This window comes from uncultured Campylobacter sp., assembly GCF_938030785.1.
Classification (GTDB): Bacteria; Campylobacterota; Campylobacteria; order Campylobacterales; family Campylobacteraceae; genus Campylobacter_B.
The window spans coordinates 1-13,799 of the sequence record NZ_CALHIK010000089.1 but is presented as its reverse complement, the minus strand read 5'-3'; the positions used below and the strand labels follow the sequence as shown (position 1 = coordinate 13,799).

Sequence of the window (13,799 nt, the reverse complement as noted above, 5' to 3'; positions counted from 1 at the left end):
ATTTGAAAACGCTAAAGCAATTTTTTGAAATTCTAAGTCCGCACTGGTTCGGCGAGGGAGCGGCGAAGCTGTGGGCGCTGCTGCTGCTCGCGCTTGGTTTTAGCCTCGCTATCATCAAAATCAGCGTGCTGATGAACGCATGGGATAAGCGCTTTTACGACGCGCTAAGCGAACTTAAGGGTGAGCTGATCCCTGCGCTCGTGGGTGAGTTTTTGCTCTACACGGCGCTCATCGTGCTTTTCATCGTCTGCGGTAGCTGGTTTCGCAAACTGCTCGTAATCGTCTGGCGCGAGCGGCTAAGCGCGATGATGGAGCGAAAATGGCTACACAACGCAAACTTCTACCGCACTAGCCTTGAGGGGAATTTCAGCGCCAGGGGCGGTTCAAATTTAGAAAAACCTGGCGACGCGAATTTAAACGAGCGCGCAGAGTGTTCCGTAGTCGAAGCGGACAGCGCGGCTTTATATAGAGACGTAAAGGGGCTTGAAATTTTACCGAGCACGGCAGAGCAAAATGCAGCAGGGCAAAGCAGCGCAAGCGAGAATGAAATTTCATCCAAAACTCGCGCAGATTGTGAAATTTCAAAAAGGGTCTCGAAGCTAGACAACCCCGATCAGCGTATCGCCGAGGACAGCTTGCTGCTCGTGCAAAAAAGCGTCGATCTCGTAAAATCGCTCGTCTACAATCTCGCCAAGCTCATCGCCTTCGTTGCGATCTTGTGGCAGGTCTCGAAGGTGCTGAAATTTGAAATTTTTGGCATGCGCTTTGAGATCGAGGGCTTTTTGCTCTACGTCGCGCTTATTTATACTCTTCTTTGCTCGCTGATTACGCATCTTATCGGGCGCAGGCTTAGGGGGGCTAAATTTTGCCAAGCAGCGCGCCGAAGCCGACTACCGCTCGGATCTGTTGCTCGTGCGCGAAAACGCAGAAGCCGTAGCCTTTATGCGCGGAGAGGATGCCGAGCGCGGCCGCTTCCGCGCGAGCTTCAGCGAGATCATGAGAAATTGGCGCAGCATTATGAATACGGAATTTCGCCTCGAATGCTTTTCGGCAAGCTACCTAAAAATCACGAATTTAATCCCGATCTTTGCCTGCTTGCCGCTGTATTTGTCGCGCGCGATGAGCTTCGGCGATATGATGCAGGCGCGCTCGGCGTTTTACAGCGTGCAGGACGGATTTGCGTGGTTTATGGACTATTACAAGCAGATCATGGAGTGGGCGGCGAGCGTGCAGAGGATCTATGAGTTCATCGCGCGCATGGACGGCGAGAGCGCAAATTTGAGCGCTTGCGTCACACAAAGCGACAAAAATTCTGCTCGTTGCGAGGGCTTGTCGGTCTTCACGCCTGCGGGCGAGCCGCTGATCGAGGATCTACGCTTCGAGCTTGCGCCCGCGCAGTTTATAATGCTGCGAGGCAAGAGCGGTGCGGGCAAAAGCACGGCTCTGCGCTACGCGGCGGGGCTTTGGCGATACGGCCGCGGCGAGATCGCTCTGCCGCGCACGGGCGTGATGTTTATCCCGCAAAAGCCCTATTTAGCGCCGCTTAGCCTAAAAGAGCTCATCTGCTATCCGCAGCCGCCGCGCGCAGACGATGCGGAATTTTTAGAAATTTTACGCCGCGTAGGGCTTAAGAAATTTGCTTGCATGCTAAACTCGCGCGCCGATTATGTTAAAATTTTAAGCGGCGGGGAGGCGCAGCGGCTTAGTTTCGCACGTATTCATTACCACAAGCCGAGCTTTGTTTTCGCAGACGAGATCACGTCCGCGCTAGATCCCGCCTCGGCGCGCGAGCTGCTACTGGGTCTGCGCGCGGATCTGCCAAGGCTAGGCATGCTAGCGATCGTGCATCAAACGGGGCTTGAGGACATATTCGAGCGAACGATAGAGCTTTAAATTCGGTCGTTGAAATTTCACGCTGCAGGGATTTCGCCTTTAAATTCATATCTTTTTAAATCCATATTTATTAAAATTACTCATTTATATTAAGCGGCGATAAAATTTAGCCGAGGCGCTTCGCGCGAAGCCGCTAAATTTTAAAACGAAGCAAGGAGATTTTATGCTTAAGGCGGGGATTGTTTATAAATTTGCGCTCATCGTGCTGCTAGGTTGCGCGCTTTGCATTTTGGGCTTTTCAGGCGTTAATTTCGCGCGCGGTGAATATGACGAGGCGTGGATGAGCCTGCATAAGATCGCGGGATTGGGCCTGCTTTGCGTCGCGATCTTGCATCTGATCACCAGGCGAAGGAAGCTCGTGAAACTTTGGGGCGAGTTTTTGGACGTGATCTTAAGCCGCAAGAATCCGGGCTTTTGCAATATGGATCGCATCATCGGCGCGATCGAGACCTACAATATCAGAGAGATTGCCGGTAAAATGGGCTTTGGCGCCGATGAACTCACTGCGATTTTAAAATCGAACGGCATCAAGCTCGTAAGCGCAGATCAAGACCTGCGCGAGCTTGCGAAGCTCAACGACGAAAAAATTTTCTTCATCTTGGTGCTTTTAATCGAGGCGAAATTCGGCAAAGCGGGCGAATGCAAAGTCTAAATTTTAAAATTCCGGCTAGATTCACTTCGCAAATTGCCGTTTTAAAAAGCAAACGGCGCCAAGGAGTCTAAATTTAAAACCGAAATTTTATCGCGCCCAGTAAAACGCTCGAAATTAAAATTTCATCCAAACTACGCCTAAATTTTAAAAAATCTATCTTTAATCTTTGAAATTTATTATTATTTAATCAAGAGAAATTATAATATAGCATTTGCAAATCATTCGCAAAATTCTAATTTTGAATAGGGGAGAGTGATGTTTAAGAAATTTTATCTTTCAAATGCCGCAATCGCGCTAAGTTTGTGCGCCGCCTTACAACTAAACGGAGCCGAAAACAACGCTACGTCCGAAAATATCAGTGCGTCCGGCGCGGGAGCCGTAAATTCTGCAGTTCCTAAAAACGCTTCCGGCGCGAACGCCACGAAGTTGGGCACCATCGTAGTTACCGCGACGGGCTTTGAGGATATGCTTAAAAACGAGGTTCGCAACGTCTCGGTCATCACCGCGGAGGATATGGAAAACCGCGGATACCGCGATCTGCGCGAAATTTTAGAAAAGGCGCCGGGGGTTAGCTTTCACGGCGATACGGTCGATCTGCGCGGACAGGGCCAGAAGGCAAATACCTCCGTCAAAGTCCTTCTTAACGGAGTCGCGCTCAATATGATCGACACGACGCCGACGAGCATTCCGATCGATTTAGTTCCGATCGAAGATATTGAGCGCGTGGAGATCATCCCGGGCGGCGGTAGCGTGCTTTACGGCAGCGGCACCAGCGGCGGCGTGATAAATATCATCACGAAAAAGGGCGCCAGATACCCGTACGCCAATATCTCGACCAAGATCGCATCGTATAATTACAATGATCTAAATTTAGGGCTCGGCGGAGGCGTGAGCGATAATCTGTTTCTAAAAACCGCCGTTAAGGGCTTTAAGCAGCGTGGATACCGCAAGGGCGAGAAAAATACCGGCTACTACGGCTCGCTCGGGATACATTATAAAATTTCAGACGATCAAAGCATCTCTTTCGATCCGAGCTTTTATCAAGCTAGAACCTATTCCGTGCCTACTCTGGGTCTTGCCGAGCTTAAAGCGGATCGCCGCCAGCAGGGAGGCGAGAGGACCTTTACCAAAAGCACGCGATCAAATTTTGATCTAAGCTACGCGGTAAAATTTGGCGATCGGGTAGAGATGAATCTGCATCCTTATTATCAAGATATCAGGAGCATACAGCAGGGATTTGTGATGAAAGATCGCAAAGAGGGGGCAAATTTAAAAGGCAAACTCGACTACGACAGCGGCGAGTTTATAGCGGGATATGATTATCTCAAAAACAAGGGCTTTCGCAAGATTGACTTTACCACTCCGATGAATCCTATGATGAGCCTTTCGCAGCTTACGATCTTTGATATGCAAAAGCTTACCCACTCGGTCTATGCTTTAGAAAAGCACAATTTCACCGATCTGTTTTCGCTTAGTGCGGGCGGGCGGTTTGAGCGCGCCGAATACAAAGTAGATCGCAGAGTTTCGACTACTATAAAAAGGATGGGAAACATAATCTCGCAGACGCAAAATAGTACCCGAGTAAGCGATCATAAAAACAACTACGCTTTTGAGATTACGCCGAATTTTAATTATTCCAAGGATGGCAATCTATATTTTAAATTTGAGCGCGGCTATATCTCCCCAGGCCCTAATCAGCTCATCGATAAGCTCGGTCGCAACGGCCCTTATGTGCTTAATAACCTCAAATCCGAAACCTTTAAAACCTACGAGATCGGTCTTAAAGATCTAATCTACGGGCAATACGTAAGCGCTACGATCTTTTGGACCGATACGAAAAACGAGATCGTAAACGAAACCTTAGGCAGCTCGATCACCGACGGTTGGCATTTTATCAATATCGACGAGACGCGCCGCAAGGGCGTGGAGCTGTATGCGGAGCAAAGTCTGCTTTCAAATTTAAAGCTCAGCGAGACCTTTTCATATGTGGACGCCAAGATCCAATCCGGCGCGAATAAAGGTAAGCAGGTTCCGCTGGTGGAGCGCTCGAAGTTCGTTTTAGGGCTCGATTACGAGCCGATTAGAAATTTGACGCTGATGAGCGATTTTAAATATTTCTCATCATCGCACGACGGCAACCACGATAGAATCGACTCGCGCACGATCGTAGATCTGGGCGCTGCGTACCGCTTCGCAAGCGGATTTTTGATAAGTGCCGGAGTCAAAAACGTCTTTGACGAGGAGTATAATTACAACCAAAATTTACGCTCGGACGTCTATACTCCGGCTCCAGGACGCAACTATTACGCGGAGTTTAAATACACCTATTAGCGTGCGTTTAAATTTAAGCGAGGTTTGAGCTGCGAAATTTAAAATTTACGGGCGGAATTTAAAATTTCGCCGCAGCGTGCTTTTTCGCCGCGGGATTAAATTTAATAAAAGGAGCGAAGATGAAACCGGACTATAAAAACTGGGTGCCTAAGGGCATGATCGCGAGCTTTGCCGCGGGTGCGGGCGTAGCGTTAGTTTTGTTTTTGATTTTCGGCGTTTGCGGCGCTTTTGTTGGCGGCGTGCTGAGGTGGTTTCTTGCCGGGCTTTTCGGCGCAGCGGCGCTGGTTTTGGTTGGCTTTACGATCTACTGCGTCGTGTGGTACCGCGCGTTTGATTACGGCGGCAAGCGTCAGCTCTCGCGCGCGATCGTAGAGGGCACGGCGAAATACGTGGATCTGCCCGAGGGCGGGCGCGGGCTGGACGTGGGCTGCGGTAGCGGCGCGCTAACGATCGCCGTCGCCAAGCGCAACCCGCACGCATCGGTGCTGGGCGTCGATCGCTGGGGCTTTGAGTATGCGTCTTTTAACAAGCAGCTGTGCGAATCCAATGCGCGCGCCGAAGCGGTGCAAAACACTAGCTTCGAGCAGGCTGATGCCACGCAGCTACCCTTTGAGGACGGCAGCTTCGATGCGGTTACAAGCAACTACGTCTATCATAACATTATGCGCAAGGACCGCCAGGCGCTGCTTTTAGAGACGCTCCGCGTGCTTAAAAAGGGCGGCAGCTTCGCAATCCATGATCTTTTTTCGCGCGGAAACTACGGCGACATGGATGCTTTCATCGCGCGGCTTAAGGAGCAGGGCTACGAGCGAGTCGAGCTTATAGACACGACGCAGGGGCTTTTTATGAGCCCGCGCGAAGCCAAATGGCTGATGCTAGGCAGCTCAAAGCTTCTGGCGGGCAAAAAATAAAAAGCCTTCGTAAATTTTAAATTTGAGTTGATTTAAAATTCCTAGGCGACGGATTTAAATTTAAGGCCGATCGCTTTTATGAAATTTCGCTTTTAAATTTTGAAATTTTATGTTTTGGACGTGCGGCACGGCGTGAGTTCGGGCGTAGAGCTGCGCTATGATAAGATTAAAATTTCACGCTGCGAAAGAGCGGTGAGTAAGACGATCCTTCGGGTAAATTTGACCGCGGATAAAGCGGATTTGATGCTGAACTACTATCTTTAAGATAAGCTTTTGTTTAAAAAATATATAATCCACATTTTATTTAATTTCAAAGGAGAAACTGTGAAAGGAACTATTTTGGCTAAGGGCATTATCCTTGCCGCAGATGAGAGCCGCTACTCATACCAGCAAGAGGATGTGAAATCGGCAAACGAGGAAGGCAAACCAGTCGTTTTGAGTCAAGGCGATGAAGTTGATTTTATCGCAGAAGGTCAAACTGCAAAGGAGATATACCTTACAAAAATAAAGCTCATTAACTTAGATTTCTCTAATTTTTCTCTTGGGGATGACAATTTATCAACCATCAGAACGCTTGGACTAGCGGGATCGGCGCTACCGATTTTAGGCGTTATTCCGTTTATCGGTTTAGTTTTCGTCATCGCAGGTTTTATATGTATATTGCTCGCTATCATCAAGCTTTCAAATAAAGCCGCCAGCCCTACGCTTAAGAAAAACTACATCATTTATCTAGTAGCCACCGTCGTAGCGACCATACTTATCTTTATAGGTGCGACTATGGGGGTATTCGCACTGATAGGCGCTAGCGCTAAATATGGCGGTGCCAGCGGTATCGGCATAGCCATCGGCGTCATTTTCTTCATCGCCGGCATAATCGGTATGATCTATGCGTTTTTTAAAGAATTCCAAGTTTATAATGAGCTTTCAAGAATATCGGGCGATAAATTTTTCCTCTATTACTTCATTTGCACGGTCGTCGGTGCGCTAACGGTCGCTATAGCTATCGGATATTTTATACTTCTGGCGGCGTTTATCTTACAAATCATCGCTTGGTATAGGCTACGAGAGATTAAGGCGGCTTAAATTTTTGTATTTCTGATCGGCGGGTAAATTTGCGCGGGTAAAACCCGCCGATAAATTTTAATTTTGCGGTTTTATTCGTAAATCCGCATTGTAAATTTAATGGCCCCGTGCTATTTTAAATTTAAACGCGATATAAGCTAAAGCAGCCGTAGTCGGTGCGTACGGCCAAAAATTCCTCGCCGTTTATACGCTCAAATTTCGCTTCGCAGCGCTTCACGACGTGCGAAAGCTCAAAGCTAAGCCGCAAATTTCCACTTTTTAGATCGATGATGCGGGCTTTGTCGTAGCTGATTAATGCAAGCCTCAAACCGTCCGCGCTAACGCAAAACTCGTCCGCCTCGGCGCATTCGCCCTGCAACCACGCGGGCTTAAGTCGTTCGCCGCTTGCGGTATCGAGGCAAACTAGCTTGCCTGCGTAGCGCTCCTTGCCTAGTAGCGAGCCGTCCGCTAGAAAGCAAATTTTATCAAAAATGCCGAAGTCGCCCCTGATCTCGTTTAAAATTTCGCCGTTTAGAGTGTTTAAAATTTTGATCTCGTTTTGCTTGCAATGAAGCGCTAGCCGCATGCCATCATTGTTAAGAGTGGCACACAAGATCGGCGTGTAGTTTTTCATTTCGGATCTGTACTCGGACAGAGGCGAAATCTCGCCGCCGCGCAGAGTAAAAATTTGACCGAACATCGCAAACGCCGCCGTATCTTTCGCAGCGCAAACAAAACTCGTAAATTCTTTGCTATTTTTAAAGCTTAACCATTGAGAGAGATCGCTAAATTCGCCGCTCGCCGGGTCAAATTTAAAGATAAAGTGATCCAGATCCAAAAGCAAAATTTCGCCCGTGCGCTCCGCCTGCCATGCAAGCGGCTTTGGCAGGACGATCTGCTGCTTTACGGCGCCGCTTGCGTCCAGCCTGATGAGAAAATCATCCAGCGCGCCACCCTCTTTGTAGCCGCCGCATTTATAGACGAAAAGCTCGCCTTCTGCGCCCGCAAAGGCTAGCGCGCCCGTGTATCCGCCGCCGATGTAGACGTGCAGACTCGCTTCGCCCGCTTTTGCGCCCGCGTTTTGCAGGACATAGCCCTTTTTTAAGCTCTCCCACTCCTTTTTCGCGCAGGCTTTTTGCGCCTCGCCAGCACTTGCAAACTCCTTTTGCGTCTGCCTAGTTTTGCCGTTTTTGACGCTCTCACTGATTAAAATTTTGTCCTGCACGCGCAAATTTAAGCGGTCGCCGCCGCTTAAATTTATTAAATTTTTCATTTTTACTCCTGCGAATTAGTTTTAAAAATTATCTCAAAGCGGCGCTTAAAAGCCGCTAAATATCGATGACGCCGAGGTGCGAGAGCAAAATTTTAATCCCGATTAAGATCAAAATCACGCCGCCTAAAACGAGCGCCTTTGAGTGTAGATATTCGCCCGTTAGCTTGCCTGCGTAGCACGCCGCGACGCACAGCGCGAAGCAGACGAGCCCGATTACGCAACAGGCGTAGAGGATGTTTATTTCGCCGAACGCAAAGGTCACGCCCACGGCCATCGCGTCGATGCTGGTAGCGATCGCGCCCAGTACCAGCTCCTTCGTGCTTAGGCGTAGAGCTGGCTCGTCCTGCTCGCGGCGGGATTCCGCGATCATCTTGACGCCTAAAAACGATAAAATTCCAAACGCGACGAAGTGATCGATCTGCGCGATAAATTTTACGAAATTTATCCCCAAAGCGTAGCCTGCAAGCGGCATTATAAACTGAGCCGCCGCGTAGAAAAACGCGACGCGCACGATCTGCGCAAATTTAAAATTCGGATATTTCGCGCCGTTTGAGATACTAAGCGCGACGCTGTCCATCGCAAGCGCAAAAGCGATGAGTAAAAGCTCCATATTTAGCCCTTTTGGTATTATAAAAGCGTTGATTATACATTAAAATTTATGAAATAAAATGAACAATCTTAAATCGGGAAAAAGCCTTGCTTAAAAATCTAATTCTTTGCCTTTTGCCGCTCATAGCGGCTGCGAGTTGGGAAGAGGTCGCCGTAAAGGGGCTGGACGTCGTCATCAGCGCAAACGTGGGCGATAGCGAAAATTTTAAAAGCTCGCTAAGCACTCTAATCGAGCGCGCCGCAAGCGAATACGAGCGCGAAGGGATCGAGGACTACGAGCTCGATCTGCCGGGCTATCTGACGCAGCGCGCCGGCAAAAAAAGCATCGCCGTGCAAAATATGCGCCGCCTGGCCACTCAAAAGCTAAATCCCGCGATCGAGCCGCTAAAAAATTTGATACTTACTAAAATCAAAGAGATGCCAGAGGCCGATACCAAGGCGATTATGAGCGGCGAAGTGCTGTTTAGCCACTATCTGCGTACAAACGCCTTTGATGAAATTTACGATATTTTGCTGCCGTTTGCGCGTGCTCTGGGCTCGGACGCGGGCTTTGCCAAAAGCTACAAAAATGCCGTGGGCAAGGAGATTGCGGACGATTTCGGCAGCGAATTCAGCAGCGCCTTCATCAACGAAAGTTTTGATTTTTTAAGCAAAAACGAAAGGGAGTTTCGCAAAAACTCGGGCGCGATTTTAAACGCGATAAAGACGGTCAGATAGGCGCGGCTGCGCCAAGATCTCGGCGAAATTTTACTTTAAATTTATGAAAAATTCTATCTCGGAGCCCGCGGAAAATTTTAATTCAAAATCCGCTTTAAATTTTATTTCAGATCCGGTGCGTGAGCGCGCTAAAAATATAGCTTTAAATTCTGCTTCAAATACGGCGTTTGCGTGCGCGAAAAACACAGCGCCGGGTGGCGCGGCGAATTTCGCTCCCGCTCTCCGCCTCAAAAGAAATTTCAAATTTCAAGATGCGGATGTCCGCTCAAATTCTATCCGCGGAAGAAATTTAAAATTTGCTTCCGTTTCGGTGGGTTTTGCCGCGCGCAATCGTGCCTCGGCCGGTTTTGCCGAGCGCAATCTCGTCGCGCTCTATTCCGCTCCGCACGTCAGAAATCCAGGGAGAAAATCCGCTTTAAATTTTGCGGCTCTTGCGTTAAATTTAAATCCCGCGCAGGATATGAGCCGCACCGAAAATAAAGCTTTAAATTCCGCGAAATCCTCCAAAACAGATCCTTGCGAAAATTCGGCAAGAAATTTCAGAAAAAATTTTATATTAAATTTTGCGGAAAATTTCACTCGCAACGGCGCAAATAGCGCGGGTTTGCCGAGCCGCACAAGCGCTGTAAACGATCCAAATTTAAGCCTCGCAAAAAGCCTCGCCGCCGCTCACGCGCAACGCTCCGAGAAAAATTTTACCAAGGTCCTTACAAACGATCCTGGCGGAGCTAGCATGCCGCATAGCTTCGGTTCAAATTCCACGCGAAGCTCGAATTCTACGAACAATTCCGATTCTGCAAAGAATTCCAACTCCACGCAAAATTCCGATTCCACGCAGAGTTTCGGGCGAAATTCCAATTCCGCGCAAAGCCGCGCGCAAAACCCCGTTCCGCCTAGCAGGCTGTGGGATCTGGGGCTGCTTTTCGTAGCGATCGTTTGGGGATGCACTTTCGTGCCGGTTCAGCGCGCGCTGCATAGCGGCGACGTTTTTAGCTTTTTGTTTTGGCGCTTTTTGGCGGCGAGCATTTTTACCTACCTCGCCTGCCTGCGCTTCGGCGTCAAATTTGACCGCGGCACGATAGGGCGGGGCGTGTTTTGCGGGCTGATGCTATTTTGCGATTTTTCCTGCCAGACCATAGCGCTTGATTATGCGCTCTCCTCGACCGTGGCGTTCATTTTGGGACTAAACGTCGTCATCGTGCCCTTTTTAATGCTTGCGTTTTTCGGTAAAAAGGTCGGTGCGAGCGCCTTCGGCGGCGCAGCCACGGCGCTTTTGGGGCTGTATTTTTTAAGCGGAGCAAGCGCGGTGGGTTTCGGCATAGGCGAGCGGCTGACGCTGATTTCGGCGTTTGCATACGCGCTTCATATCGTATTTACCGGCGTCTGCGCGCGCAAAAGCAACCTCTACGGCTTTGTGATCGTGCAGTTTATCTGCGTCTGCGTCTGTGCGCTGATCGCGGCGGTTTTCGCTCCGCACGCGCAGTTTGAAGGCGAGATAAAGGTACTTGGAAATTTAATCTTTTCGCCGAGCTTTGATTTCGTTTTCGCGCTGGTTTTGACCTCGATCTTTGCCACCGTCGCGGCGTTTGTGATCCAAACGATGGCGCAAAATCGCGGCGTAAGCGAGATAAAAACGGTGCTAATTTTCGCGCTGGAGCCCGTAAGCGCGGGCATAATGGGGTATGCTTTCGGCGAGAAGCTAAGCACACTTCAAATTTTAGGCGCGGCGCTGATACTCGCAGGTATCCTGCTTAGCGAGCTGGGTGGGCTTTTAGGCGCGAAGTTTGCTAAAGATCGAGCTTGCGAAAAAGCAGACCGAGGCGACTAGTATTATCGAAGCGCCGCTGGTTAGATTGAGCTTAAAGCTCAAAACAAGCCCCGCCGCGCAGAAAAGTGCCGATAGCGCGCAGCTTATCGCCATCATCGAGCCTAAGTTTTTTGAAATTTTTTCGGCGATGAAGGGCGGGATCGTCATCAGCGAGATCACTAAGATTAGTCCTACGATCTGAATCGATGCTACCACCGCGAGGCTCGCCATTACCACGAGGACGTAGTAAAAGACGCTCGTATTAACTCCGCGCAGCAGGGCAAATTCCTTATCGAAGCTGATCGCTAAAAACTGCCTGTAAAAGCACGCCGTAAGCGCCGCAAATGCCGTGCCGCAAATGCCGATGAAGATTAAATTTTCGTGATTTATCGCTAGGATCGAGCCGAATAAAAAGCTCATCAGATCGGATTTGTATCCAGGCGTAAGATCGGCGAAAATTATCCCCAGCGCCATTCCAAACGCCCATATCGCGCCGATTACGGCGTCGAAGCGCTCGGTGTTTCGCAGCGTAACGTAGGCGATGAGCAGCCCCAAAAATAGTGCAAATACGCTAGCTCCCAGCACGGGCGAGATGCCTAAAAATAGCGCGATGCCGATACCGCCGTATGCGCCGTGCGCGATGCCACCTGCTATGAAGCTCATGCGATTTATCACGACTAAAGAGCCTACGACGCCGCAGACTATACTGACCAAAAGCCCGCCGAATAGGGCGTTTCGCATAAAATCATAGGATAGAATTTCAGCCATTTTCGCCCTCCTTGCAGCAGCATTCGTTAAGCGCGAGATCGACGGCACAGAAGTGCCCGTGCTCGCGTCGCAGGTGATCTAAAAATTCCGCTCTGCCCCCCGGATCGATCTCATGAGTATGCGCCGAGCCGTTTGCGACGTAAAGCGCGCGGTTTGCGTAGTTTAGCGCAAGCTGCACGTCGTGGCTGATTAGAATTATGCCGCAGCCGCTCTCGTTTAAGGATTTTAAAAGCTCGTAAATTTGAACCTGCCCCATCGTGTCGATGCTCGCTAACGGCTCATCAAGAAGTAAAATTTTAGCCTTCGCGCACAGCGCCCGCGCGATGTAAACGCGCTGTCTTTGTCCGCCGCTAAGCTCGCTGATACGGCAGTCTGCTAAGCTCTGCATGCCTACGCGCCCCAGGGCTTGCATGGCTTGCTCGCGCTCGGATTTACTGTAAAAGCCGAAAATTTTCTTATCTATCAGCCCCATTAAAACTACCTCGAGCACGCTTATGGGAAAGCTTTTGTTTATCGCGATGAACTGCGGCACGTAGCCCATTTGCGCCCTGGCAAGCGCGGGCGATCTGCCTAAAATTTCGATCGTGCCCGAGCTTGGTCGCAGCAGCCCCAAAAGCAGCTTCAAAAGGGTGCTTTTGCCGCCGCCGTTGGGCCCGAAAATCGCTAAAAAATCGCGCAGCTCGTAGCTTAAGTTTATATCTTTTAAAATTTCGCGTTTTTCGTAAGCAAAGTTTAAATTTCTTATCGTCACGTCCGTCATGAACGCCCTTTCGCCTAGATTTTGAAAGCATTTATTATAGCCCAAATTCGGAAAAATTGCCAAATTTTGCTATTATTACAAAAAATTTAAAGGCTAGCGGTGGAGAAAATCGGCGAAAAATCAGATGAAAATAGCTGGGATAAAAAGTCCGAAAGTTACGCTAAATTTAACGGCGAGTTAGGGGATTTCGGCAAGCGGGTATTTGAGATACTGCGCGGCTGGGACGTGAGCTTTGCGGGCAAAAGCGTGCTCGACGTGGGCGCCGGTACGGGGGTTTACTCGCTATATCTCGCGTCGCTGGGCGCCAAGGTCACGGCGATCGATAGCTCGGAGGGGATGCTGCGCGAGCTAAGACGCAGCGCGGAGGAATTTGGCATCCGCCTGCAAAACGTATTAAATTTAAGCTTTGCGGAGTTTTGCGAGCGGCTGAGCCGCGATGGTTTCAGGGATACGGCGGGAAAAAATTTTAAAATTTATCCGCGCCCGCAAAGCGAAATTTCAAATGCGAAAGCTCAAGAAGCGCAGGTTTTAAATTTTAAAGATGCTGCGAGCGAAAACCGCGAGAGTGAAAATTTTAAAATTCCCGCAGTTTTTGACATCGCGTTTCTTACGATGAGCCCCGCGCTAAAAAGCACGGAGGATTTTGAAGCGTTTTTGGCTTTGGGCGAGCGAAAAATTTATCTAAACTGGGCGAGCGAGCGCAATTCATCGATGCTTGCGCCGCTATTTGAGCGCTTCGGCGCAGGGCATAAAAGACTTGCTACCGCCGCCGAAAAGTTCGAGGCGCTGCTTGGCGCGCGCGACATCAAATTTAAAAGCGAAATTTTAACTGAAAAGCGCGAGCAAAAACGCAGCCTGCAAGAGGCGGTGCAAAACGCCGCGTGGCACCTGCATATGGACGGCGCGGAGGCTAGCGAGCGCGAGATCGAGGAACTTTTGAAAAAGCGGGCTAAAGACGGGATGATAAGCGATGAGATCGAAGCGAGCTTTAAGCTGTTTTATATTTAGCCTGGCGC

13 protein-coding genes and 1 pseudogene are annotated in these 13,799 nt (G+C 49.5%); 10 read left to right on the top strand and 4 right to left on the bottom strand.

Annotation, left to right across the window (positions count from 1 at the left end; translation table 11 throughout):
• Positions 1-125: 125 nt before the first annotated feature.
• The 7 genes and pseudogenes from Q0438_RS04845 to Q0438_RS04815 form a co-directional block, all read left to right on the top strand.
• Positions 126-818: pseudogene (locus tag Q0438_RS04845) on the top strand (ABC transporter ATP-binding protein/permease); the annotation flags it as partial.
• Between the two features lie 94 nt (positions 819-912).
• The gene (locus tag Q0438_RS04840; protein WP_367178496.1) at positions 913-1,893 is read left to right on the top strand and encodes an ATP-binding cassette domain-containing protein; all 981 of its coding nucleotides are present in this window, start codon (positions 913-915) and stop codon (positions 1,891-1,893) included.
• Positions 1,894-2,056: 163 nt separating this feature from the next.
• Entirely contained in the window at positions 2,057-2,545 is a 489-nt protein-coding gene (locus Q0438_RS04835) for a chemotaxis protein (protein ID WP_299187986.1), read from the top strand.
• A gap of 255 nt (positions 2,546-2,800) precedes the next feature.
• Complete coding sequence (locus Q0438_RS04830) at positions 2,801-4,876, top strand: TonB-dependent receptor (RefSeq protein ID WP_299187980.1); 2,076 nt, start codon at positions 2,801-2,803, stop codon at positions 4,874-4,876.
• Between the two features lie 119 nt (positions 4,877-4,995).
• Positions 4,996-5,787, top strand: a complete 792-nt coding sequence (locus Q0438_RS04825; protein ID WP_299187977.1) for a class I SAM-dependent methyltransferase — start codon at positions 4,996-4,998, stop codon at positions 5,785-5,787.
• Positions 5,788-5,919: 132 nt separating this feature from the next.
• Entirely contained in the window at positions 5,920-6,051 is a 132-nt protein-coding gene (locus tag Q0438_RS04820) for a hypothetical protein (RefSeq protein WP_297961872.1), read from the top strand.
• A gap of 60 nt (positions 6,052-6,111) precedes the next feature.
• Positions 6,112-6,870 (top strand): DUF996 domain-containing protein, encoded by a 759-nt coding sequence (locus Q0438_RS04815; protein ID WP_299187974.1) that lies wholly within the window; start codon positions 6,112-6,114, stop codon positions 6,868-6,870.
• 121 nt (positions 6,871-6,991) lie between these two features.
• Here the strand turns inward: Q0438_RS04815 and Q0438_RS04810 are convergent, their stop codons facing one another.
• Both Q0438_RS04810 and Q0438_RS04805 read right to left on the bottom strand, forming a co-directional pair.
• Positions 6,992-8,122, bottom strand: a complete 1,131-nt coding sequence (locus tag Q0438_RS04810; RefSeq protein ID WP_299187971.1) for a hypothetical protein — start codon at positions 8,120-8,122, stop codon at positions 6,992-6,994.
• A gap of 55 nt (positions 8,123-8,177) precedes the next feature.
• A complete protein-coding gene (locus Q0438_RS04805; protein WP_299187969.1) occupies positions 8,178-8,732 on the bottom strand; it encodes a manganese efflux pump MntP family protein in 555 nt (184 codons plus the stop codon).
• A gap of 86 nt (positions 8,733-8,818) precedes the next feature.
• Between Q0438_RS04805 and Q0438_RS04800 the strand changes: the two genes are divergently transcribed.
• A complete protein-coding gene (locus Q0438_RS04800) occupies positions 8,819-9,448 on the top strand; it encodes a hypothetical protein (protein WP_299187966.1) in 630 nt (209 codons plus the stop codon).
• Positions 9,449-9,491: 43 nt separating this feature from the next.
• The gene (locus tag Q0438_RS04795) at positions 9,492-11,276 is read left to right on the top strand and encodes a DMT family transporter (RefSeq protein WP_299187964.1); all 1,785 of its coding nucleotides are present in this window, start codon (positions 9,492-9,494) and stop codon (positions 11,274-11,276) included.
• Here Q0438_RS04795 and Q0438_RS04790 read toward each other — a convergent pair.
• Together Q0438_RS04790 and Q0438_RS04785 are read right to left on the bottom strand one after the other, a co-directional pair.
• Complete coding sequence (locus tag Q0438_RS04790) at positions 11,220-12,023, bottom strand: metal ABC transporter permease (RefSeq protein ID WP_299187962.1); 804 nt, start codon at positions 12,021-12,023, stop codon at positions 11,220-11,222. The genes Q0438_RS04795 and Q0438_RS04790 overlap by 57 nt on opposite strands.
• Positions 12,016-12,783, bottom strand: coding sequence for an ABC transporter ATP-binding protein (locus Q0438_RS04785; RefSeq protein ID WP_299187960.1), 768 nt, complete (start codon positions 12,781-12,783; stop codon positions 12,016-12,018). Before Q0438_RS04785 ends, Q0438_RS04790 begins: the two co-directional genes overlap by 8 nt.
• A gap of 99 nt (positions 12,784-12,882) precedes the next feature.
• Between Q0438_RS04785 and Q0438_RS04780 the strand changes: the two genes are divergently transcribed.
• A complete protein-coding gene (locus Q0438_RS04780) occupies positions 12,883-13,791 on the top strand; it encodes a bifunctional 2-polyprenyl-6-hydroxyphenol methylase/3-demethylubiquinol 3-O-methyltransferase UbiG (protein ID WP_299187958.1) in 909 nt (302 codons plus the stop codon).
• Positions 13,792-13,799 lie beyond the last annotated feature (8 nt).

Bases quoted from the DNA above. Each gene is read 5' to 3' on its own strand.
- Q0438_RS04835 (WP_299187986.1), top strand. From the start codon at position 2,057: ATGCTTAAGGCGGGGATTGTTTATAAATTTGCGCTCATCGTGCTGCTA.
- Q0438_RS04830 (WP_299187980.1), top strand. From the start codon at position 2,801: ATGTTTAAGAAATTTTATCTTTCAAATGCCGCAATCGCGCTAAGTTTG.
- Q0438_RS04825 (WP_299187977.1), top strand. From the start codon at position 4,996: ATGAAACCGGACTATAAAAACTGGGTGCCTAAGGGCATGATCGCGAGC.
- Q0438_RS04810 (WP_299187971.1), bottom strand. From the start codon at position 8,122: ATGAAAAATTTAATAAATTTAAGCGGCGGCGACCGCTTAAATTTGCGC.
- Q0438_RS04805 (WP_299187969.1), bottom strand. From the start codon at position 8,732: ATGGAGCTTTTACTCATCGCTTTTGCGCTTGCGATGGACAGCGTCGCG.
- Q0438_RS04795 (WP_299187964.1), top strand. From the start codon at position 9,492: ATGAAAAATTCTATCTCGGAGCCCGCGGAAAATTTTAATTCAAAATCC.
- Q0438_RS04790 (WP_299187962.1), bottom strand. From the start codon at position 12,023: ATGGCTGAAATTCTATCCTATGATTTTATGCGAAACGCCCTATTCGGC.
- Q0438_RS04785 (WP_299187960.1), bottom strand. From the start codon at position 12,783: ATGACGGACGTGACGATAAGAAATTTAAACTTTGCTTACGAAAAACGC.